Source organism: Rhodoferax sp. ZS1R8 (assembly GCF_056521325.1).
The window spans coordinates 233,349-255,228 of sequence record NZ_JBWMBA010000006.1 but is presented as its reverse complement, the minus strand read 5'-3'; the positions used below and the strand labels follow the sequence as shown (position 1 = coordinate 255,228).

Genomic DNA, 21,880 nt, shown 5'->3' with positions numbered 1-21,880 from the left:
CGTGGGCAAGAACACGGATCGGGGATATACCGAACACGAACACCTGGATGAGGTGGGGGTCATCCATATGAATGGGCGTATTTATGATCCGCTTATCGGTAGGTTCATGAGTGCTGATGACATCATTCAGGCGCCCACGGAACTGCAGTCGTTCAACCGGTATGCCTATGTTTGGAATAACCCGTTGACGACTACCGATCCGACTGGGCATCTAGTGACCACGACCGTTCAGCACCTTCTGGACGCTGGTGGTAATGGCGGAGGGGGTGACGGCTCTGACAATGGCGGCGAGAATGGGGACAGCGGCAACAGAAGCAACAATAATAACGAAAACAACAATAGTAGAGAACCGCACGCCACGGAGAACCTTCGACCTTTAGCCAAACCAGATGGCAGTCCAACTCCAGTGGAAGTTTTCGGTAAAAGAAGGAATTTACCTTCGTGCTCTGATGGGGGATCCGGATGCAGCCGGGATCCTGGCTTTATTAACGTTGGAGGAGGGAGAGCAGAACTTATTAAGCACGGCATACGGGAATGCCTTGCAAGTCCAAAATGTGGTCTTGGGCTTATTGCATTTTTTCAAACTGCGCTCAATGTCGATTCTTCCAAAGATAAGGAGCCGGGTGCACCAGCTAAACCTGACACAGATAAGCCCTCGGCAGACCCCGGGGCAGACAATACAAATACCTCAGCCGTAGCCGGTGGGTCGCCCGATCCAGATGACAATGGTCATGGGAATTTAAGTCGATCAGAGCAAAAGGCCATCGACTCGTTAGAGAAAAGAATTGCAGAGCATGAGGAAAAGCTCGCCGCTTTTAAGGACAACCCAACGGTTCGACCTGGTATGGAAGGGCAATCTCCACAGGCAATTGAGAGCCAGCAGGCCGCACGTATTAGACACTTGGAAACCGAAATCAGGACATTTCAGAACAACATAAGCAGAATATTGCGTGGAAGACCCTAATGAACACAAACTTGCCAAACTGTGACCTTCACATGTTCAAGATAGGCATGCCCTTAAATGGCCCACTGCCCAAAATGCCTACTGTCTGTCTGCTTGTTTCGGATGTGTTGATTCCAAAAACTTACTTGGGTAATTTGGTCGATAGCCTTATTTCCAGTGGCTGTACGTACTTTATGACTTTGGGTGCAACTGCCGAGGAAATTCATGATGCCCTTGATGAAATGCTCGAAGGAACTGGAGGGGACTGCCTGAGCGTTGTGACAGCGTCGCATGAGGGAGAGCAGATTGAAGACGTTGCATGGTTCTTGGTCAACGCTGCACTACCCGGTGAAGAGCAAGTGCGGTGTTGTGTTGGGTACGCTGATGAGGCTCTTTTTGCTGATTTGTTGGAAGCGATCCGTGTTGAAGCGTCAGTTCGGTGATGCATTATTGGGGCAGACAGTGGAGATAAGGACCCGAGCACGCCGACTGGGCAGCGAGGCAGTCCTATCGAAGTTAAGCCGGGCACCAACGAGCCGACAAGCATCGGTGGTCGCGATTATTCAGGCCACGCGCTTGACCGAATGCAGGGCCGAGGTGTTCCGCCTTCTGCGGTTGAGGATGCGATTCAGAACGGCACGCCGTCACCGGGAAATACACCCGGCACGACAGTTCATACCGGCTCGAATGGCGTGACCGTCGTCACCGGCAACGGCGGGCGGGTGGTCACGGTCATTCCCAGATAAAGGCACACGCAATGGATGAACTCTTTGCTCGGCAGGTGGTGGTGTTACGCCGACTGGTCAGTGACTACCGCGAAGGTGTGCTTGGCTTGAATGCCCTCATTCAACGTATCGAGGGCATTGGCGACGTGCTTGGCGTCGAAGCGTGGAAAGATGCGGTCTTCCCCATCGTGTTGTCTATGGAGCAGGTGAACGCCGTAGCACTGGATGCGAAAAGGGGGTTGACCGTAGCCGATAAAGCCGCTATTGAAAACTCGCTGCTTGAACTTGAGGCCCTCATAAGACGCTTCGAGGCTGAGTGAGTTAGCGCCTGTTTTTTATCAAACTCATAGCTTCTCACGCAATATTCACGAGAGCTAGCGGCCAGTTTCTCTATTCATAAAGAAATAAAAAAGCCACCGCAACCCCTTAGCTGCTAAAGCTGGGGTTCCAGGTGGCTTCTGTTTTTAGCCGCTGGGTTTGCTGGCCTACGTTGCCTTCTTGCGTAAGCGTCCAGCCATACCGTCTTGACTGCATGGCCTGAGTCATCCACCGTTTATCTCGTCGACTACTTCATCGTGGTCGTAAAACATTCCGATGGCTTTGTCGAGCCGCTTGAGCAGCGCGTTCAGCGGTTCGCCGTCACGGCGAACGAGCATAGCCACGGTGTTGAGGCCGTCAGCGACAGTAGCTGCGCATTCAATCGGGAAGAACGCGCCAATCGTGATGTCACCACCGCTGGCGATCAGTGCTTCAATGCTCTTCATGCGCCAGTATTCTGTTGCCAGTCGCCAGGCCGCCAGCGATGCGGCAGCAACTCGTCAATTCGGCTGTTCATTTGGCCAGGTAGCCTGGTCAATGAGATAGCCCCCTGATTCCCCGGACCTGTTCTATCGCTTATCTTTGGAGATAGGAGAAGGACAGTGAATAAGACTAGTCATACGGATTCTGTTGAAGTTATCTTTAAAGACCAGCGCCGCAGGCGCTGGTCCCTGGCAGAGAAGGCGGCACTGGTGCGGCGCACATACGAACCAGGAATGAGCGTATCTCTGGTGGCTCGCCAGGAGGGTGTGGCGGCCAGCCTCTTGTTCCTGTGGAGAAAGCTTGAGCGTCAGGGTGCGTTGACCGCAGTATCGGCTGGCGAGGCGGTTGTACCGGCGTCTGAACTGGCAGCTGCTAGAGCCGAGATTGCCAAGCTGCAGCGGGTCTTGGGCAAGAAGACCCTGGAGAACGAAATCCTCAAGGAAGCCATGGAGTACGCCGCAGAAAAAAAGTGGATTGCGCGCTCGCCCTTGCAACCCAGGGAAGACCAATGAAGACGGTCTGCCGGGTTCTGGGGGTGGCGCGCTCGCATGTTCACGAACTACACCATCGCAGTGGTGATTGGCGCGATGGCCGAAAGGGCCGCACACCAGCGGGTGATGCGCAGTTGCTCGATGAGATCCAGGGGCAGATCGCCGAGTTGCCCAGCTACGGTTATCGGCGTGCGTGTGCGTTGGTCAATCGCCAGCGTACAGCCCAGGGGCGTGCGCAGGTCAATCCCAAGCGGGTCTACCGTGTAATGGCCCGGGCCAGCCTGCTGCTGCCCAAGGCACCACGCAGGCGCCAATCGAGCCGTGTGCACGACGGGCAGGTCGCCGTCAACCGCAGTGACCTGTGGTGGTGCTCTGACGGCCTTGAGATCAAGTGCGATTCGGGCCAGACGGTGACTGCCACGTTTGCGAAGGACTGCTGCGACCGCGAGGTAATGGCCTGGCGTGCATGGGAGGGCAAGGGGCTAGCGGGCGAGCCGGTGCGCGAGATACTGACTGAGGCGGTGGAGAGACGCTCCGGAGCGCTGGAATCTGTTCCTGAAGATCACCGACTGGAATTCCTTAGTGACAACGGCGGCGCCTATATCGCTGCCGATACGCGGGCGCTGGCCCGATCATTGGGGCTGACGCCGGTCAACACGCCGGTATGCAGCCCACAGAGTAATGGTATGGCCGAGAGTTTCGTCAACACATTCAAGCGTGATTACGTAGTTCGGATGGACTTGCGCGATGCCGCCACAGTATTTGCGCAGTTACCAGCAGCATTCGAGCACTTCAACGAGGTACACCCGCACTCATCGTTGAAAATGCGCTCACCTCGGGAGTTCAGGCGGCATCAGGCCGCACAGGCGCGATCAGAGTCCACAACGGATATGACGCTAAATTGCGAATAGCACGGGTCCGGAGATATGGGGGCAAGATCAGTCAACACGTCCTTCAGGTAAGCCCACGGATCATGGCCGTGCAGTTTCGCTGATTGCAGCAAGCTCATCACCATGGCAGCACGTTGACCTGCCAGCTCACTGCCGGCGAAGAGCCATGCCTTTCGCCCCATCGCCCATGGGCGCATCAAATTTTCAATATGGTTGTTGTCGATCTGCACCTCACCATTGTCCAAATAGGCGGTCAATGCCTCCCAGCGGTTTAGGCTGTAGTCAATCGCCTTGGCCGTGGCACTAGCCATTCGTAGCGAACTGTCCTGTTGAACCGTTCGACATAGGCATTCTGCTGAGGCTTGCCAGGTTGAATGTACTCAAATCGGATGCCCCATTCCTTAGCCCAATTATGTACATTCCCGCTTATATTCTCCGGCCCGTTGTCGCAGCGGATCACCTGCGGTTTGCCGCGCCAGGAGATGATTTGCTTCAAGGCCCGGATGACGCGTTCAGACGGCAACGAAAAATCCACTTCAATGCCCAGCGCCTCGCGATTGAAATCATCTATGACATTGAACAGCCGCAGGTTCCTGCCGTCTTCGAGCTTGTCGTGCATGAAGTCCACTGACCAGACCTGATTGATGGCCTCTGGCACCCTCAGCGGCTCGGGCTTCTCGCGCACCAGGCGCTTCCTGGGCTTGATGCGCAGGTTCAATTCCAACTCACGGTAGATGCGGTACACGCGCTTGTGGTTCCAGCCAAAGCCTTTGACATTGCGCAGATACAGGTAGCACAGGCCAAATCCCCAGTTGCGATAGTTATCCGTCAGGCGGATCAACCAATCGGCGATGAGCGCATTCTGGGCGTCATGTTTGGGTTGGTAGTGGTAGCAGGACTCGCTGATCGAGAACATCTTGCAGGCTACCCGTATGGTCAGCCCACGTTGATGCACGACCTCTTTGGCCATCTCGCGACTGCGAGACAGCCGGGTTACTTTTTTGTGAGGTACTCGTTGGCGATTTCGACCTTGAGCTTCTCTTCAAGATACATCTTGCGCAGGCGCCGGTTCTCGTCTTCGAGCTCCTTCATGCGCGTCATCATGGAGGCGTCCATACCGCCGAATTTGGCGCGCCACTTATAGAACGTAGCGGAACTGATGCCTAGCTCGCGGCAGATCTCCTGGACCGGCAGACCGGCTTCAACACGCTTCAAGGCAGCCATGATTTGGCTGTCCGTAAATCTCGACTTCTTCACGTAGAACTTCCTTCATAGAAAATTCTACTTCTCCGCCCTTTGGTTTATCGGGGGTTTATCGGGGGGATTACCCCCAGATTTGAGTAGCAGGTGATTCTGGAGTCCAATTCCATTTAACAGGAGATTGGACCGTGAAAAAGAGATTTTCAGGAGAACAGAACATTGGCTTCCTGCGCAAAGCGGAAGCAGGCTTGGCGGTAGCCGAGTTGTGCCGGCGGCACAACTTCTCTAAGGCCAGCTATTACCTCTGGCGTAGCAAGTTTGGCGACATTCACAACAACGAGGCATTTATTGGCAACCCCTCAACAAAGTCAAGCAACTCTAGGCAGTGAGGCTCCCCGGTGTCCCATTCAAGCACGACTGCGACCACAATCGCCAGAGGATGGTGTGAATCCATGGCATATGCCAGTCGAACTCCAGTATCAGGCTGCTGGTGATCCCCACAGCGTTTTAGTACCATTGCAGCCCCGCGCTGGATGAAGTAGGGTGGCGCAAGATGGAGATCCTCGCAAAGCCTTACGTCCGCCCAAAGCGTAGTGAGCTTAGTGACCCGAACGAGGACTGACTGCTGTCCTGCCAGGGGCAAGAATCTTGGTAGATCGAAGAGTGGCAAGGTTGTAGCCTTTGGCGAAGTCCAAAGAACTACCCTGCGTTGCCCTCGAGGTATCTTCAGGCGTTGCCGAATCTCGACGACATCCGGTTGTCCCATTGGATTTAGAGCAGGCCCAATTGCCAACGTGATTCGATCTTCAATGCCTTGCTGGGATCGCACGGCTCGTTCGACATCCTGTATGAAAAGGTCTTTACTCTCTTCATCTTCGGTTAGAGATGGCAATTGCCATTGTGGCGACTCAAGTAAGAAAACATTGAGGTCCACGCCGTTAGGTGTAGCTGCATATCGCAGTTCAAGCACACTGGCTTTCAGTTCCCTAAGACAGGGCACGTCCGTCAGCAGTTCAGACCAAAGAGCTTGCAGTCGTGATTCCCATGACCTGGTGTTTAGGGACGCACCGATGGCGGCAAAGGGCCGTCCGCCTACGCGATGTTCTCTCAGTGGCACTTCAGAGACTCCTTGTAGATTAGGTATGCGCGAATGCAAATCATGTAGGCGCTAAGCCCGGCCGTTGTGCCCGCTGCTCGCCCCGCATTTGTACCCGAATCCCAACGAAGATAGGCCAGAGGTACATCGCGGTTTATGCGCACTGGAGTTATTTGGGGGGTCAAGCTGAATACAGCTTCAAACACCCGCTTGATCTTCTCGCGCAGTACCAGGGAGCTACTGTCAAAAGCGTTAACCTCAGCCGCCGGATCCGACATTTCGTCGCTATCGTTCATTTCAGTCTGCGCCGCAGATTGCATGCAGACCCTCAGTGCGGCGGGGTCAACATTTACCAACTTCAATAGAGAGAGCAGGCCCAACACTTCAGATGGTGTTTCAGCGGCCACATAGATGCCCCGATAGCACCGCTCCCAACTCTCTAGCCCTCGCAACAATTGGGAGTCCTCAATGCGTCCGTCCAGGCCCTCCGTAAGTGCGTGGTACTTGGATTGGCTGCGGCGCTCAAAATCGATACCGAGAGCTGTAAGCGACGAGGCAAGCTTGAGACGGGGTGCTGAATGGCTCGACTCCTTTCGAGGAAAAGCCCGTGCTGCTTGCGCATTGCATTTGACGACCAGCGTGGTCAACGAGGTATCCAAGGCTTGTTCGTCAAGCTGGTAGCGCCGCACCAGCGAAGCAATGGACACGCCGTTAAGCGTTTCACTTAGCACGGACTCCATCACGCTGACAGTGAGTTCTCTGGCGGGTGAAGGGGCGCTCGGCGGCCGCAACGGGGTACGCCAGCTGTTTGGCAACGACGCGCGTTGCGCAGCCATTTCCTTTGCTAACTGCAGCAATACGTCCCATGAATACTCGCTGACGTCCTTCGCGGTTCGCGATGCATGTTTACGCAGCGTGTCAGACTTCAGGTTTAAGAGGTCCGCTGCTACTTGACTCGATATTTCCACATGTTCGCGTAGCGCTTGGTCCAGCCAGGTGCGTAGTGCGTGTTCATACGGATGAGAGTAGGTACATAGGGTTGTTAGCCCTGAAGCATGACCGGCATGGGCCGCAACGACTTCGATGAGGTTGATGTCAACATCAGACATATTCATCCACACCTCGCTGATCAAATTGCTAACGGCGGTATGTCGCAAGGTATGCACACTAATACGGGAGTCACCGGTGACGGCCTTGAGCAATCGAGATACCAAGGCCAAAGTAGCTGCCGGTCGGTAGCGTTCTCTGTCATTGTTGGGATCTCCAAAGAGAAAGGCGCTGCTGGGAGCCCCTTGCCCTTCGCGTAGCGCAAGCCAATTAGCGAGAAGCGCAAGCAAGGTCGGTCCACGAATCAGGAGTCGGCGTTGGCTACTGGGCGTCTTGAGGCGTCCAGTGGCAGCATGGCGTGCAATCTCTATCTCGGCGAATTCACCTTTTTGATCTTTGGAAAATGACAGGTTGCACATGCGCAGCCGAGTCAGTTCTTGAGCTCGAGCTGGCGCTTCGAAGGCGATTCCCAAGATAATTTGCGCGGCCATACCCATGCTACTGTCGTCATACTCCGCCGCCCACTGCATTGCCAAATCCAGTTCATGCTGCCAGACAATCTGTGCCCCTACCCGCGCGGAAGAGGTGTTGCCCGGTAACGGAGCCGTAAGGGCTTCAATATCCAACCAGGTCACTAGAAAATGGTGGAAGTTTGTCAATGCTGCCCGCATCGTAGCCTGGTTGCCCGTCGATTGACTGGCAACTAGCTGCTGGTAGCGCATGCGCAAATTCTCGGCGCACCATTCCCTGCTTTCAAGCTCATCGGACAGACCGATCAAAACTTGGTGCAAGGGCATTAACGCACGTCGGATGTACGCACTCACAGTTGAATCAGCCGGGTTGTGTTGCTCGATGGTTCCCGATTCACACATATCGGCGGCCCAGGCCAACAGCAAGGCCGTCCGAGGCCCGGCGTTGATGGCCCTGCTAGTGAGTTTTTGAATCTCGGCGGACCAGTGCCGCTTGTTCACGCCATCGATTTCCGACTTAGATTCTTTGAGAATGTCTAAAACGGTATCTATCAGTGCAGTACTGCTGTCGGGCCCCTGGCTGACCATTGCAGCATCAACTAAATCACTGGCAACCCCCGTGTCGTTGAAAGTGCCATCGACTGCATCGGTGGGCGCGAGGGCAAGTCCGCACTCAAGCCGGGCTAAAGCGCTTCTTGGCAACGCCGAGAGAATCAGCGTCTCGCTGCAGTGGCCAAACAGTGAAGACGGGAGAGCTTCGTGCCACCAGCACATAGCGTCCAGTTCAAGTTCTTGCAATGGAGACGTTTCGTGTCGGTAGGACTCGAATGCTACGAGACATTTTTCCAGTTCGGAGCATAGGTTCGTCGCAAGCGGCGGAAACGGAGATACGCAAGGCCCCGCGATTGCAAGCTGCTGGCCAGGCCAAGCGTTCAGCGTGATGGAAGACAGTAGGCGCCGCTCCCAACGCATGGGCTCCAATGCCAGCCAATCGATAGCAATACCGTGGGCTGTTCGGTAAGGCGTGGCGCTCTGGATATCCATCGCGTCGATATGGCTGGGCTTGATGCCGTCGATGGCGACCATCCGCGCAGCCAAGCATCCTGGTGCGTCTGATTTGCAAGCCATGCTTTCACGGATGAAATGGATGAATCGCGTCTGGCGCTTGAATACTTCCGAGCTGACGCCCCAGCGAGTGGGTTGATCCTGAAATTGCTGAACTTGAAATCCAGCGTTCGAGAGTTTTACTTTTGCTGCCATGACTATTCCTTCGCAAGGCCGAAGCCAACTTCTTTAAAAATGGAGACGGCTATCTTGGTAATGGCCAGATTGGCTCGCCTCCATCGCACCAGGGGAGCAGAGTCACTAGTTACACAATTGGTCGTTTGACCTTGCAGTGCATGGCGCAGAATCGCGTCGATCTCACTGGCGCGTAGGCCATGTGCGCGCAGTAGGTTTTCCATTGCCTTGCGACCAAAATCGGGAGGCACAAGCTTTCTGATGTCTTCGTCGTGGATGAAGTCGGCGGTGCCTAGGGGGCGGATATTGGACGCACTGGCGGCAACGCATAGCAAGGGCACTGGTTGGCATTGCACGACGGAAGCGCACCACCGTGCCAGGTCACTGTCTTTTAATCCCGCCATGTATAAGCGGGATTGCATCGCCTTGCTGTGGACACGAACACTTCGAATGGTTTGTTGAACCCAAACGGCCAATGGGACTGGCATAGCCCCGTGATCGCCCGGCACGTGTTTGTCGTGGATGGGAACCCAGCGGTCGTTACGTTCGTCGATGTCTGCGAGAACGGTAAGTTCATTGAACTCACGCAAGGCCAACAGCAGTGACAGCCGCATCCCAGTCCAAGACACAAAGTTGTTATGAAACGTGAGCAGGTTTGCAACGGAACAGTGTTTGCCCGGCTGGCTGTCCTTCACTCTTTCTTGCCAGTGCTGATCCAAGAGCTCTAAGGACTCCATGGTGGGGACAACCTGGCATCCAAAGGCCAGAGTCTCTTTCGGCATCAGCGCGGGCTCCGACCAACCAGCAAGCCTGTAGAAATGCGTAAACGCATTGGCGACCTCGTCGACGGTGACGCATGCGTAATACAGCTTGCTTCGCGGAACATGCGTGAGGTCACCACTGACGACACTGGCAAGCAGGTTGTCCATGCCGGCTTCTCGGAGGAATGTTCCGATGATGCGGCGCAGCCGCGCCCAGGTCGGTTGAATCTGGTCTTTGGATGGAAATACCAGGCAGTCGTAGGCCGGTACGGTCTCGTCTGGGAAAAGCTCCTTGAGCGTGCAGGCGTGAGGATAGAGCTTTGCCCGCTTGCTAAGACTTCCAACCAACGTCACCGGGAGAGGTCGTGTGCAAATGTATGAGGCCGGGACGGCCCCTTGGATGGGTGCAGAGGCCTCATGCACAATGAAGCTGTAGTCCACCGTCAGTGTCCCCTTTTGAATATCAATCTCTGCCCACCATCCTGCATCCAGGGAGTTGGACTTGAGCCGTAGCTCTGCCACCACGTCAACAGAAAATGTGCTGATGCACACGAGTACACCCAACGCACCTTGCAGCCTGTCTTGTTCGTGCAGCATACCGATATGCAACAGGCTATGGTGCAGTTGAGATTTGCTGAATTGGCGATGGGAGCGGGCACCTGCTCGCCGGGATGCGGTGGCGTACAACGCTGCATCCAACATCTGTCCGGCAACGCGCTCTTTAACAGAGGGTGGAGGCGGACTTCCGTCGGTAGAGAAGTAGCGCATGGCATCTCGCCAGGATCGACAAAGGTCGCGGGGCCAACTTTGGCCCAAAGCTTGTTCAGGCGCCATGCCGTGCAGAAGCGCATGTAGTTGCTCGGCGGTCAAGTCATCCTCCTTTGCCAGCTTTTCTGCGCGGCTGATGGTGCTTTTGCTGAGGGGCCGGCCCGCGCGTATCGCCAGGAGGACCTTCAACCCGACGTACAGGGTGCACAGTCTGTGGGTCCGTCTTTTGCTGCCAATGCTGGCCAAAAGATGCCACTCGGGGTGGCGTACTTTGGTCCGTGCTATAGCGCTGAATGTGTCCGCACAGTGAGCCGCATCCAATCTTTGCTTCAAATGAATCTCCAGCGCGGCGAACGAGCTTTGTGTGGCAAGTACTTCACCGTTTGGCGAATCAATAGCGGATATCGCGTTGTCAATGCAGATTCGAATCCCTTTGGCAGCGTTGTAGCTGCAAGGGCCCCCGTGCGGCGAAGGGGCAAGCGCAGTCAGTTGACAGAAAACATCGCGTTCCATCCCCTTCTCAGGCGGAATAGACGTGGGCAGGCTAATGAGTTGTTCAGTTTGGTCAGTTCTCATGATTTCTCCAGCTTTTTGTGCCCCGCCCCATTCGCGTGTCACCCCATTGCCACTAACTGAAGTCGTAAGAGTGCGCCACCCGTGGCTCGGGTAAAGAAGCGGCGAACTCAAGAAAGAAGGAAGCGTGTACACGCGTGCTCGGCTAATGCCAAGGTTCAGACGTGACTTTGTTCGGGCGGTGAATGGGGCCGCCCTGAAGGAGCGACCGATCGGGTGGTATCGCACCCCAATCGGTCGTCATGTTTTGAAAAATAAGCTCGATCGCATATCTGCCGCAAAACGGCAACACACAATCAATAGTCGGACTCCGGGACTGTGCCCTAAGTTGTCTTTAGGTATTTAGATACCCTGGACCTTTGTAAGGGGTAGTTGCCAATGATGGCAACCAATCTTGCGTTATAAAACGCCTATGCTCGCTGGGTCGTCATCATGCTTTCGCGTAGATTTCAACCCGGCATGTTTGATAGTTCTCCAACTTGCGGTCGGCCGTCGGTGCCCTCAGGATACCTTAGTAGTAGTGCTCGCCGATCTCATGAACCGACAAAAGGTTAAGACTGCTATGGATAGACTAACTGCGATTCAAGGGAATCAACAATAAGCTGCACGTGGGCGCATTCTGGCACTAAATTCATTGCGTTGCAAACATAACTGCTCAACGAGGCGCGAGCCCTGTTTGTCAAATCGCCTGGCCCGCTATCCATGAAAGTGGTGAGCGTTGCCGTAATAGAAGAATGCCGCATGGAGAAATTAGATGTTGAATTCTCCTGTGCAGTTTGCTGTGACTACTGATGCGTCAGTTCGTTGTGAACCCTTCTGATACACATCAACCCGTTGTCAACAAGTTGAAGTCCGACCGGCCCTACCGATCTCACACCTGAAGTATGGCAGATATTTTTGGGGAAGAGTTGGGCGGTAAGAAACTCTTAAGGAGCCTTTCTGTTGCTGCGAGATTGTGCTGCGATCCGAAATGCACGTATCTGTTGGGCTGCTGCGACCGTGCGAGCGCGGAGTTCTATATCGTGATCGGTTGACCTTATGGTCTCAAACAAGGGGGCTGTACGGGATCAACTTCGCGGGATTTTTTGGCGGGCCGATGTGACGGATGTTCTGCATCAGGGGTATTGGGTGTTAAACGGTGTCACAGTCAACTTCGCTAAGTCCTTGATTTGTATGGATCACGCCGTTTGGCCACTTGCAAGATCTAAAGAAATCTCTCTGTATGCATAGAGAAAATGGCAGGCTCATAACCCAGGTCGGAGGTTCAAATCCTTCTCTCGCAACCAATGAAATCAACGACTTACGTTGAGAAAACGCCCTCCCAGTGAGGGCGTTTTGCATTTGTGACGAGGTTTGTGACGTCACAGAAAATGGATGGGCATTGAACGACCATTGGGTATGTGATCATTTTTGCCGGCACCAAATGTCTGAGCAGGTCAATCGCTAGAGACGTGTAGTGTATTTCGGTGCCTTCGAACAGGCGATCTCATGTGGTCCAATATCTGCGCTACCCAAACTTCTATTTGCCAGACTTGTCCACAAGTAGGCCAGAGAATTTCTGTAAAGCGAGTTGCGGTCTTGGTGGACGACGGCTGTGAAGAACACAATTCGCACCTGTGTGTCCGAGCGAATGCCTTTTCGATGTTGTAGACAAATCCGATGAAGTCTGCGGGGGCCACTCAGGTCATTGCGCCCGAGCACGCATATGCTGCGCTCGGGTGATGGGGTAGGCCCACAACAAAGGCAGCGCCAGAACCAGGAAGATGGCGGGCAGCAGGCCTGCAACCAGGCGAATACCGAGCAGCGACTCTTGCGACTGCGCGATGTTGGGTACGTAGTGGGTGGCCTGCAAGATCCATCCAATGGCTGCGGTAGCGACCGTGCGGGCCAATTTGTCCGCCAGTCCAAACAAACCATAAAACATGCCGGTCTGCCGGTCTTGCCCCGCTCCATGCGCGAAGTCCACCGCGTCGGGCAACATGGAGTACGGCACCACCCAGTGCCCACCCATGCCCAACCCTACCAGCGTGACGGCACCCCACATGGAACTGGGTTTGTCCGCAGTGAGCCAAAACATCCAGGCGAAGCCGAATGCGGCCAGGGTCAGCGCGGCCATGTAGACGGTGTTCTTTTCCCAGCGGCTGACGAAATACCTCCACATCGGAATGGATAGCGCCACCACGCCCAACATCCCTCCGAGGTACTTAGGCACATCGTCCTTAGAGCCCCGTAACTGGTACACGACAAAATAGGCCATAGCCCCGGTAGCCAGGGTCAGCCCCAACCGTGCCAGACCACAACCTAAGGCCAGAAAGGCAAAGGGCCGGCTATGCAGTGCGGCGCGCATCCCAGACCAGGGCGTGGAGTCATCGGATGGGCCCGTGTCCGCGGCGTGGGGCTCACGCACCCGCCATGCCACCCATCCCATACAGGCGCCTGCGGTTACACCAAAGATCGCCCCCGCCATCGCGTAGCCCGCGTGCGTGTTGCTGGCCGATTTGACGATCATGGGCATCGCCACGCTGCCCAGTACAAATCCCAGCAATGCCCCAATGGAGCTGAATGCGGTGAGGCTGGTGCGTTCGTCATAGTCCGTGGTCATTTCGGCGGACATGGCCGAATAGGACAACTGCACCAGCGTTAGCGCTGTGTCGAAGAGCGTGTAGGTAACTGCAATCCAGACGAACGCCATGACCGGCGACAAACCCGATGGAACCATCCACACCGCAGCGGCCAGCCCGGCAAGCGGCAATGCGCCATAGATCAAGTACACCCGTCGGCGCCCGTGGCGGGAACGCGTGCGGTCGACCATATAGCCGAAGAGCGGGTCGTTGATGGCGTCCCACACCTTGCCTATCAGCAAGGCTGAACTCGCCACGGCCGGCGCCACCATGGCAACATCGGTGTAGAAAATCAAAAGAAAGAAGCTGATGGCCGAGCCGAGCATCTGACAACCAACCTGCCCTACGGAGTAGTGAAGTTTGGTGGCGAGAGAAAGTCGTGCCGCGTTCATTTCAGTAACAGGGCGCCACGTATGCGCAGAATCTTCATGCTTGTCTCGCCCATCTTTTTGAGTTCACGGGAATGCGCTCTACCGGCCCGACGACAAAGTCGTCTCTCGTTGCAGCCGTGAAATTGATTCTCGCCGGGCGTACAAGAAAAACTTGTATATCGCCGCCACTTTGTAAGCAAAAGAAACCGTTGGCAGTGCTCGGTTTCGCAGGCGTCAACCCGGGCTGCGTCGGCGTGCGATAGCCCGAAAATCTCGAGGCGCAACGCCCGCAGCAACGCTTAACACGCGGGAAAAATGCGCGGAATCCGAGAACCCGCAGCGGTGTGCAATATCGGTCAGACTCTCCCGGCCCTCCAGTAAACAGCCGATGGCCGTATGCACCCGTGCCGCCCGAACCAACAGAGGCAGGGAGATTGCCGCGGCGGCCAATCTGCGCTGGAGGCTGCGTTCCGAATATGGCAACAAGCGCAGCGCGTCGGTCATGCTCCAGGACTCTCCGGGGTCCTCTTGAATGCGCTGTGTCAGCATTGCCAGGTCCTTGTCGTCGGTCACCGGACTGCCCTGAACGGGCAGGAAATGCGTTGGAGAAGCGACGATTTCCAGCACCTGGTTCTGTGGGAGCGGGCTGTATTCGCCGCTCACCGCGCCGTTCTGGAACACCAGGCCCGCATAGGCGGACACACCACCCATGTGGCTGAACACGCCTGCAATCACAGAGCCGATAAACAGGCCTCGCACCGGATCGATTGGGCCGGTCTGACCACCGCACTCAATGCAGATCACATCGGTACCCACCCGGCGCAACTGGGTGGTGTGCCGGGTGGTGACAACTTGATTGAGCCGATTCCATCGGCCGACAAAATCGGTCACATCGCTCGACGCTAAAAGCAGCCGCACCAGGGGCGAGGCCGCGGCCAAGGCAGTTGCATTGCCGCGGCGTGCCATTTCCAGGAAAGACGGTTGTGACGCTTGTTGCAAAAGGAGCGCCCTTGACGCCTCAAACGCTCGGGTACCGAGGTAGCACCAGTCTGACAGGCGCTGGCCACGTGCCTGCAGATCGGTTGCCGGGCGCCTGGCCGACAGGCTTAATGCGGTGTGTACGACATCCACTTTTTTGGGCTCTTCAATCTTGAGTTGGACTGGCATCTCAAAGCCGCCCAATGCCGCCTGATCGAGCTTGCCCACTTCTGGCGGGAATATTCAAGCCATCGTTCGACACAGTGGGCACTATGTAGTGCTCATGATGATCAAAAAACCTACGATGAGCGTGTTTCACTATCTGCGCAGCCGGGTCGCCTATTGGCTAGCATACTTCATTGCCAGTCGTTTTCGCGTACCCCGTGATGTGGTCCGTTGGGCCTGTCGCAACTACGCATCCAGACCGGCATTAATCACCGCAAGTGGCGTCTGGACGTTTGCCCAATTGCATGGGCGCAGCCTGCGCCTAGCCCAGGCGATGCGTGCCGCGGGCTTGGGCCCGGGGAAGGTCTTGCTCTACCAGGTTGAGGATGGCAACGAGCAACTCGAGATTCGGTTCGCAGCCTACGAGTGCGGAGCCATCGCTGCGCTTCTGCCCGCGTACGCGGCTACCGCGCAAGTGCTTGAGCTGCTCAACGCCGTGCACCCCTGCCTTGTGATTGCCGCGCCAGGTAGCGATCTGGCCCTGGCTTGCGCGGACCCAACCGACCGGACGGTACCCATGATTTTGGTGGGACCGCAATACGAAGAATGGTTGGACGCCTGCCCGGCGCAATGCGCGGACGTGCCGATTCTTGAGGACAGCGTGTCTGCCATCATTGCCACGTCGGGCACCACGGGGGCGCCTAAGCTCATGGCCCAAAGTCACGGTGCCCAGGCCACGAGCTTGAGGATGTTGATCCGCAATATCGATCTGGCATCGCCCGCGGTAAGTGGTGGCGCTTGTATGAGCGCAATCCCCCTCGGTGGCGCGGGCAGCGGCCTGGTGCTGCCCGCGCTGCTGTCCGGCACGGCGCTGGTGGTCGCACCGTCCAGGGCAACATCAACCCTTGTGCACTACATCGAGCGCTACCGGGTGGTGCGCGTGTTCCTGACGCCAAGCCAGTTGATCGATCTGCTGGACCTGCCCCCAGACGATCTAGCGCGCCTTGGCTCGCTGCGCCAAATCATCTATGGCACGGAGAGCATGCCGGTTCCAAAGCTGCGGGAAGCCCTGCAGCACTTCGGCCCCATCCTTCAGCAGGGGTACGGCAGCGCTGAAGTCCTGCCACCGGTGGCAATGCTGTCGGCCTCGGACCATCGCAAAGCGCTGGAGTCGAGCAACCCTGAACTGCTTCGCTCTTCTGGCAAAGTGGCCCGCGGCGTGCAGGTGCAGGTTGTTGATGCCTTGGGGCGGGAATTGTCGGCCGGGGAAGTCGGCTCCATCCGCGTCAACAGCGCTACCCGTTTCGTCGGATACTGGTCCCCCACAGGCATCCGCGACCCGCAGAAAAACAAGCCCTTGTTGATGGGCGATGCCGGCTACCTGAGCGCCGACGGCTACTTGTACGTTCTGGGACGTCAGGTCGATGCCATCACGGTGCGCCGCGGCGACACCGAGGTCCAGGTGTTTCCCCGCACGGTGGAAGAGGCCATGCATGAACACCCGGCAGTAAAAGAGGTTGCCTTGGTTGCCGTCGAGGTTCAGCGCCAGCAGCGCCTGTATCTTGCGGTGGTGCTTCGCCAAAAGTACCGCCGCTTGCAACCTGGGCCGCATGCCCCGTCCGAACGGGAACTGCTTGAATTCCTGCATGGGCAGCTGCCGCCGGAGGCGCTCCCACACGCGGTAGTCTTCATGGACCAGCTACCCCGTTCCCCATTGTGCAAGATGCTCCGCCGAAGCGTGCGGGAACAGGTGGTGCAAAAACTTGCGGTCGGTGCAAGCTATTCACTATTGGTATAACACGCAGTCACAAACCCCTATTGCATGCGTAAGGCTTTACACGCATAGTGGCGGCAAACCGAGACGCGCCACCTAAAAAACGGAGACCCCCCCGATGCAAAAGCGACAGGTAATAATGGCTGTAGCCCTCGTTTTTAGTACGTTTACTGCTACACAATCAATAGCAGACGGTGGCGCTTTCAAGATCGGGCTGATTCTGCCCATGACCGGTCAACAGGCCAGCACCGGCCGCCAGATTGAAGCCGCCGCCAAGCTCTACATGGCGCAAAACGGTGACACCGTGGCCGGCAAGAAAATTCAGCTCATCATCAAGGACGACACCACCATCCCTGACGTGACCAAGCGCCTGGCACAAGAACTGGTGGTCAACGACAAGGTGGATGTGTTGGCGGGCTTCGGCATCACGCCGTCGGCCCTCGCTACCGCCCCCATTGCCACGCAGTCCAAGACACCCATGGTGGTGATGGCCGCTGCAACCAGCAGCATCACCCAGGCCTCCCCCTACATTGTGCGCACCAGTTTCACGCTGGCCCAAGCCTCCGTCGCTATGGGCGACTGGGCACCCAAGAATGGCATCAAAAAAGTGGTGACGCTGGTCAGTGACTACGGCCCGGGCATCGATGCCGAGAAGTATTTCATCGAGCGGCTGCAGTTCAATGGTGGCCAGGTGGTGGATTCCCTGCGCGTGCCCATGCGCAACCCGGACTTCGCGCCGTTCCTGCAAAAGGTGCGTGATGCCAAACCCGACGCGCTGTTCGTGTTTGTGCCATCCGGCGCGGGTGCTGCGGTCATGAAACAGTTTTTGGAGCGCGGCATGGACAAGGCCGGCATCAAGCTGATTGGCACGGGTGACGTGACCGATGACGACCAGTTGAATGACATGGGCGATGGTGCGTTGAACGTGGTCACTTCCCACCACTATGCGGCTTCGCACCCATCGGCCACGAACAAGAAGTTCGTTGAGGCTTTCCAGAAGGCCAACAAGGGCATGCGGCCCAACTTCATGGCGGTTGGTGGCTACGACGGCATGCGGGTGATTTACGAAGCACTGAAGGCTACCAAAGGGCAGGGCGGTGGCGATGCGTTGCTGGCGGCCATGAAGGGCCAGATTTTTGAGAGTCCGCGGGGGCCTATGTTCATTGACAACCAGACGCGGGACGTGGTGCACAACATCTACCTGCGCAAGGTCCAGCGGCAGGATGGTCAACTCCATAACGTGGAGTTTGATGTGATCAAGGATGTTAAGGATCCTGGGAAGGCCAAGTAATTTTCTGGTACGTTCCTGGCATGCGGTTGGCCTGGCGACTGGGCAAAGCGCGTGCGGTTTTGGGGTGAAAACACGCGGCCTGCGGTGATGGTTCGTGTGGGATCGCCTCCGCGCCTTTCACCCCAAAGCCCGGTCGCTTTGCCCAGCCGCCAGGCCAAACTCTGTCTCTGGCTAACCTACTTATATGTTGACCATTCTGTTTGACGGCATTGCTTACGGCATGCTGCTCTTTATCCTTGCCGTGGGGCTGGCGGTGACCATGGGATTGATGAACTTCATCAACCTTGCGCATGGTGCGTTTGCGATGGTGGGGGGATACATCACCGTGTTGCTGATGCAGAAGTTTGGCGTGCCGTTTCTGGTGTGCCTGCCATTGGCGTTCATGGGCTCGGCGCTGTTGGGTGCTGTGATGGAGCGCACGCTGTACCGGCCGCTGTACCGCAAGCCGCATCTGGACCAGGTGTTGTTCTCCATCGGTCTTACTTTCATGGCGGTGGCCACGGCGGATTACTACATTGGTTCCAGCCAGCAGATCGTGCAATTGCCGGAATGGTTGAAGGGCCGTACCGAGCTGGGTGAGGGCGCTTGGATGCTGGGCATGGGGCACTACCGGCTGTTCATCATTGCCGTGTGTGCGGCGCTGACCGTGGCGCTGCAATACGTGCTGACGCAAACCCGTTTTGGCAGCCGCCTGCGCGCTGCGGTAGACGACCAGCGTGTGGCGGCTGGCTTGGGCATTAACGTGAACTGGGTGTTCCTCGGCACCTTTGCCGTGGGCTCGGGCTTGGCTGGCTTGGGTGGAGCGTTAGGGGCAGAGGTGCTGGGCTTGGACCCGAGCTTTCCGTTGAAGTTCATGATTTACTTTTTGATCGTCGTCGCCGTGGGCGGCACCTCCAGCATCACCGGGCCGTTGCTCGCTGCGCTGCTGCTGGGCATTGCCGATGTGGCGGGCAAGTACTACATCCCCAAGTTGGGTGGATTTATTGTCTACAGCTTGATGATTGCGGTTCTGGTCTGGAAGCCCCATGGGCTGTTTGTGCGCAAAGGGGGCGAGTGATGGCACGCAAGCTCCTTAGCTCTTCTCAGAACACCTTGCTGGCCCGTGCGCGTTGGACGTGGTGGGAAGTCCTGTTGTGGGCGCTGGCACTGGCTTCGCCGCTGCTGTTGTCTAGCCACGCGCTCATCATCAATGAGATCGCCATCGTCGCGCTGTTCGCGCTTTCCTTGGATCTGGTGCTGGGCTACACCGGCATCGTGTCGCTGGGCCATGCAGCCTTCTTTGGCATGGGGGCCTATAGCGCGGCGTTGTTCGCCAAGTTCATCATGCCCGACCCCTTGGTGGGGCTACTGGTGGGTATGGGCATGGCGGGGCTGTTGGGTGCGCTGTGCAGCGCCACGATTTTGCGCGGTACGGATTTGACGCGGCTGATGGTCACGCTGGGCGTGGGCCTGATATTGATGGAGCTGGCCAACAAGCTGGACTGGCTGACCGGCGGTGCCGATGGTCTGCAGGGCGTGGTGATGGGGCCGTTGCTGGGGCAGTTTGAATTTGATCTGTATGGTCGTGTTGCCGCCTGGTATTCGCTGACCGTGTTGCTGCTGGTATTTGTGGTTGCCCGGCGTTTGGTCAGCTCGCCGTTTGGTGCCACGCTGAAGGCTATTCGCGACAACCGGCTGCGCGCCATGGCGATTGGTATCTCGGTCAACAGCCGCTTGGCCGTGGTCTATACCGTGGCCGCCACGTTGGCCGGCGCAGCGGGGGCCTTACTGGCACAAACAACCGGATTTGCTTCGCTGGACGTGTTTGAGTTCCACCGTTCGGCGGATGTGATGCTGATTCTGGTGATTGGTGGTGTCGGCTGGTTGTATGGCGGAGTGGCCGGGGCCATTGTGTTCAAGCTGTTGCAGGATGCAATATCGAGTATCACGCCGCAGTACTGGACGTTCTGGATTGGTTTGTTCCTCGTGGTGCTGGTGTTGGTTGGGCGTGAACGCCTGATTCGCCCCTGGACCTGGTTTGGCGCCAGGGGCAAGAAGGGTGGCCCGGCATGAGCGCTACCGTGCTGTCTGCCCAAGGCTTGGTCATGCAGTTTGGCGGCGTCACCGCCACCAATAACGTCACGCTGGATCTGCACCAGGGCGCGCGCCATGCGCTGATCGGCCCCAATGGCGCAGGCAAGACCACGCTGATCAATCTGTTGACCGGTGTGCTGCAGCCCTTATCCGGCAAGATCGTGTTGGAGGGTGAGGACATCACCACACTGGCGCCGCACCAGCGTGTGGGCCGCGGCATGGTTCGCACCTTCCAGATCAACCAGTTGTTTGACACGCTGACGCCGTTGGAGACTTTGGCTATGGTGGTATCGCAGCAGCGGAGGCTGGGCGGCAAATGGTGGCAGGCGCTGGGCAGTCCTGTCGAGGTCACCGAGCGCTGCGAGCAATTGCTGGAACAGTTCCACCTGACCGCCGTGATGGCGCAAGAGACCCGTGTGCTGGCCTACGGCAAACGCCGCCTGCTGGAGATTGCGATTGCGCTGGCGTGTGAGCCACGTGTGCTGCTGCTGGACGAACCGGTGGCCGGTGTGCCTACCGGCGAGCGCGAAGAGTTGCTGCAAACCGTAGCGGCGCTGCCGGCCGATGTGTCCATCTTGTTGATCGAGCATGACATGGACCTGGTCTTCAGTTTTGCAAAGCGCATAACGGTGCTGGTCAACGGAGCGGTGCTGACCGAGGGTGATCCGGGCCAGATTGCGAATGATCCACGGGTGAAGGCGGTGTACCTGGGGCATGGGGACGAGGAGGTCGTCCACCATGGCTGAGTTACTGAGAGTCGAAGGCTTAAGCGCTGGTTATGGCGAGGCCGTCGTCTTGCACAGCGTATCGCTGTCGATCAACGAAGGCGAGACACTGGCCCTGCTGGGCCGCAATGGCACTGGCAAGACCACACTCATCAACACGCTGGCCGGCGCTGCCCGCCAGCATGCGGGCAGCATCGCGCTGAAAACGGCTGCATCGTCTTCGTTTGTCGCCCTGCATAAACTGCCGTCCCACGAACGCGCCGCCGCCGGCATTGGTTGGGTGCCGCAGGAGCGCAATATCTTCAAGTCGCTTACGGTGCACGAAAACCTGACCGCCGTTGCGCGCCCGGCCCGTGCAGGCCGCACCAGCAGCCCTTGGACGCCGGCACGCGTCTACGCGTTGTTCCCCCGCCTGGCCGAACGCAAGACCAACCTGGGCACCCAACTCTCCGGCGGCGAGCAGCAGATGCTGGCGCTGGGCCGCGCCCTGGTGCTGAACCCCACACTGCTGCTGCTGGACGAGCCCTGCGAAGGCCTGGCACCCATCATCGTGCAGGAGCTGCTGCGCGCCATACGCCGCATCACGCGCGAGGAGGGTCTGTCCGCCATCCTCGTGGAGCAGCACCCACAGGCGATTCTGGCCATATCCGACACCGCCGCCGTGCTGGACCGCGGCACCGTGGTGCACAGCGGCACGGCGCAGGGGTTGCTGGAACAACCCGTTTTGTTGGACAGGCTGCTGGGGATCGCACGATGATCCTCTGTTTGCTCCTGATTTCATAGCTGCTTACGCCTTCCTGGCGAGGCCTACAGCCCGATTTGACATATGAGATTGCTCTGAGGCACGCGGCAGACCAAACAGCCTTCCTGGCCGGCCG

The 21,880-nt window shown here is 57.3% G+C and carries 15 protein-coding genes, 1 tRNA gene and 3 pseudogenes; 12 read left to right on the top strand and 7 right to left on the bottom strand.

The genetic code is table 11. The features are described 5' to 3' along the window. The 3 genes from AC097P_RS20695 to AC097P_RS20685 all read left to right on the top strand — a co-directional run. On the top strand, positions 1–964 hold a 964-nt coding region (locus tag AC097P_RS20695; protein WP_479612322.1), incomplete at its 5' end, for an RHS repeat-associated core domain-containing protein. Next, positions 964–1,386: a DUF7684 family protein gene (locus AC097P_RS20690; RefSeq protein ID WP_479612321.1), complete on the top strand. Its 423-nt coding sequence runs from the start codon at positions 964–966 to the stop codon at positions 1,384–1,386. The genes AC097P_RS20695 and AC097P_RS20690, both read left to right, overlap by 1 nt. Before the next feature lie 314 nt (positions 1,387–1,700). Further along, complete coding sequence (locus AC097P_RS20685; protein WP_479612320.1) at positions 1,701–1,988, top strand: hypothetical protein; 288 nt, start codon at positions 1,701–1,703, stop codon at positions 1,986–1,988. 222 nt (positions 1,989–2,210) lie between these two features. On the opposite strand, the gene AC097P_RS20680 is transcribed toward AC097P_RS20685, so the two are convergent. Next, positions 2,211–2,432 (bottom strand): hypothetical protein, encoded by a 222-nt coding sequence (locus tag AC097P_RS20680; protein ID WP_479612319.1) that lies wholly within the window; start codon positions 2,430–2,432, stop codon positions 2,211–2,213. A 156-nt stretch (positions 2,433–2,588) separates the two neighbouring features. Here AC097P_RS20680 and AC097P_RS20675 point away from each other — a divergent pair. Continuing rightward, positions 2,589–3,871, top strand: a protein-coding gene (locus tag AC097P_RS20675; protein ID WP_479612318.1) for an IS3 family transposase whose coding sequence is annotated in 2 segments (ribosomal slippage) — positions 2,589–2,925 and positions 2,925–3,871 — 1,284 coding nt in all. Because the reading frame shifts where the segments join, the coding sequence is not laid out codon by codon here. On the opposite strand, the pseudogene AC097P_RS20670 reads toward AC097P_RS20675, so the two are convergent. Together AC097P_RS20670 and AC097P_RS20665 are read right to left on the bottom strand one after the other, a co-directional pair. Further along, positions 3,814–4,155 (bottom strand): annotated as a pseudogene (locus AC097P_RS20670) (IS66 family transposase); the annotation flags it as partial. The gene AC097P_RS20675 and the pseudogene AC097P_RS20670 sit on opposite strands and share 58 nt — an antisense overlap. Further along, a pseudogene (locus AC097P_RS20665) lies at positions 4,155–5,107 on the bottom strand (IS3 family transposase); the annotation flags it as partial. The pseudogenes AC097P_RS20665 and AC097P_RS20670, both read right to left, overlap by 1 nt. Before the next feature lie 131 nt (positions 5,108–5,238). Between AC097P_RS20665 and AC097P_RS20660 the strand changes: the two are divergent. Then, positions 5,239–5,373: pseudogene (locus AC097P_RS20660) on the top strand (transposase); the annotation flags it as partial. A 784-nt stretch (positions 5,374–6,157) separates the two neighbouring features. Here AC097P_RS20660 and AC097P_RS20655 read toward each other — a convergent pair. Then, complete coding sequence (locus AC097P_RS20655) at positions 6,158–8,923, bottom strand: tyrosine-type recombinase/integrase (protein WP_479612317.1); 2,766 nt, start codon at positions 8,921–8,923, stop codon at positions 6,158–6,160. Between the two features lie 2 nt (positions 8,924–8,925). Continuing rightward, the gene (locus AC097P_RS20650) at positions 8,926–11,007 is read right to left on the bottom strand and encodes a hypothetical protein (protein WP_479612316.1); all 2,082 of its coding nucleotides are present in this window, start codon (positions 11,005–11,007) and stop codon (positions 8,926–8,928) included. A 1,220-nt stretch (positions 11,008–12,227) separates the two neighbouring features. Here AC097P_RS20650 and AC097P_RS20645 point away from each other — a divergent pair. After that, positions 12,228–12,290: transfer RNA gene (locus AC097P_RS20645), tRNA-Leu, on the top strand. A 398-nt stretch (positions 12,291–12,688) separates the two neighbouring features. Here AC097P_RS20645 and AC097P_RS20640 read toward each other — a convergent pair. Continuing rightward, positions 12,689–14,017 (bottom strand): MFS transporter, encoded by a 1,329-nt coding sequence (locus tag AC097P_RS20640; RefSeq protein ID WP_479612315.1) that lies wholly within the window; start codon positions 14,015–14,017, stop codon positions 12,689–12,691. 213 nt (positions 14,018–14,230) lie between these two features. Further along, positions 14,231–15,202, bottom strand: a complete 972-nt coding sequence (locus tag AC097P_RS20635; RefSeq protein WP_479612314.1) for a helix-turn-helix transcriptional regulator — start codon at positions 15,200–15,202, stop codon at positions 14,231–14,233. Between the two features lie 58 nt (positions 15,203–15,260). Here AC097P_RS20635 and AC097P_RS20630 point away from each other — a divergent pair, with 58 nt between their 5' ends. From AC097P_RS20630 to AC097P_RS20605, 6 genes are all read left to right on the top strand, one after another. Further along, a complete protein-coding gene (locus AC097P_RS20630) occupies positions 15,261–16,937 on the top strand; it encodes a class I adenylate-forming enzyme family protein (protein ID WP_479612313.1) in 1,677 nt (558 codons plus the stop codon). Between the two features lie 94 nt (positions 16,938–17,031). Then, entirely contained in the window at positions 17,032–18,204 is a 1,173-nt protein-coding gene (locus tag AC097P_RS20625) for an ABC transporter substrate-binding protein (protein ID WP_479612312.1), read from the top strand. A 184-nt stretch (positions 18,205–18,388) separates the two neighbouring features. Then, positions 18,389–19,261, top strand: coding sequence for a branched-chain amino acid ABC transporter permease (locus tag AC097P_RS20620; RefSeq protein WP_479612311.1), 873 nt, complete (start codon positions 18,389–18,391; stop codon positions 19,259–19,261). Continuing rightward, the gene (locus AC097P_RS20615) at positions 19,261–20,256 is read left to right on the top strand and encodes a branched-chain amino acid ABC transporter permease (protein WP_479612310.1); all 996 of its coding nucleotides are present in this window, start codon (positions 19,261–19,263) and stop codon (positions 20,254–20,256) included. The genes AC097P_RS20620 and AC097P_RS20615 overlap by 1 nt, the downstream gene beginning before the upstream one ends. After that, the gene (locus AC097P_RS20610) at positions 20,253–21,023 is read left to right on the top strand and encodes an ABC transporter ATP-binding protein (protein ID WP_479612309.1); all 771 of its coding nucleotides are present in this window, start codon (positions 20,253–20,255) and stop codon (positions 21,021–21,023) included. Before AC097P_RS20615 ends, AC097P_RS20610 begins: the two co-directional genes overlap by 4 nt. Next, a complete protein-coding gene (locus AC097P_RS20605; RefSeq protein WP_479612308.1) occupies positions 21,016–21,759 on the top strand; it encodes an ABC transporter ATP-binding protein in 744 nt (247 codons plus the stop codon). Before AC097P_RS20610 ends, AC097P_RS20605 begins: the two co-directional genes overlap by 8 nt. The last annotated feature ends 121 nt before the right edge of the window (positions 21,760–21,880 follow it).

Excerpts from the sequence above, each read along its gene's own strand:
- AC097P_RS20690 (WP_479612321.1), top strand. The coding sequence starts at position 964 with ATGAACACAAACTTGCCAAACTGTGACCTTCACATGTTCAAGATAGGC.
- AC097P_RS20615 (WP_479612310.1), top strand. The coding sequence starts at position 19,261 with ATGGCACGCAAGCTCCTTAGCTCTTCTCAGAACACCTTGCTGGCCCGT.
- AC097P_RS20650 (WP_479612316.1), bottom strand. The coding sequence starts at position 11,007 with ATGAGAACTGACCAAACTGAACAACTCATTAGCCTGCCCACGTCTATT.
- AC097P_RS20610 (WP_479612309.1), top strand. The coding sequence starts at position 20,253 with ATGAGCGCTACCGTGCTGTCTGCCCAAGGCTTGGTCATGCAGTTTGGC.
- AC097P_RS20640 (WP_479612315.1), bottom strand. The coding sequence starts at position 14,017 with ATGAACGCGGCACGACTTTCTCTCGCCACCAAACTTCACTACTCCGTA.
- AC097P_RS20620 (WP_479612311.1), top strand. The coding sequence starts at position 18,389 with ATGTTGACCATTCTGTTTGACGGCATTGCTTACGGCATGCTGCTCTTT.
- AC097P_RS20680 (WP_479612319.1), bottom strand. The coding sequence starts at position 2,432 with ATGAAGAGCATTGAAGCACTGATCGCCAGCGGTGGTGACATCACGATT.
- AC097P_RS20605 (WP_479612308.1), top strand. The coding sequence starts at position 21,016 with ATGGCTGAGTTACTGAGAGTCGAAGGCTTAAGCGCTGGTTATGGCGAG.
- AC097P_RS20685 (WP_479612320.1), top strand. The coding sequence starts at position 1,701 with ATGGATGAACTCTTTGCTCGGCAGGTGGTGGTGTTACGCCGACTGGTC.
- AC097P_RS20625 (WP_479612312.1), top strand. The coding sequence starts at position 17,032 with ATGCAAAAGCGACAGGTAATAATGGCTGTAGCCCTCGTTTTTAGTACG.
- AC097P_RS20630 (WP_479612313.1), top strand. The coding sequence starts at position 15,261 with ATGATCAAAAAACCTACGATGAGCGTGTTTCACTATCTGCGCAGCCGG.
- AC097P_RS20655 (WP_479612317.1), bottom strand. The coding sequence starts at position 8,923 with ATGGCAGCAAAAGTAAAACTCTCGAACGCTGGATTTCAAGTTCAGCAA.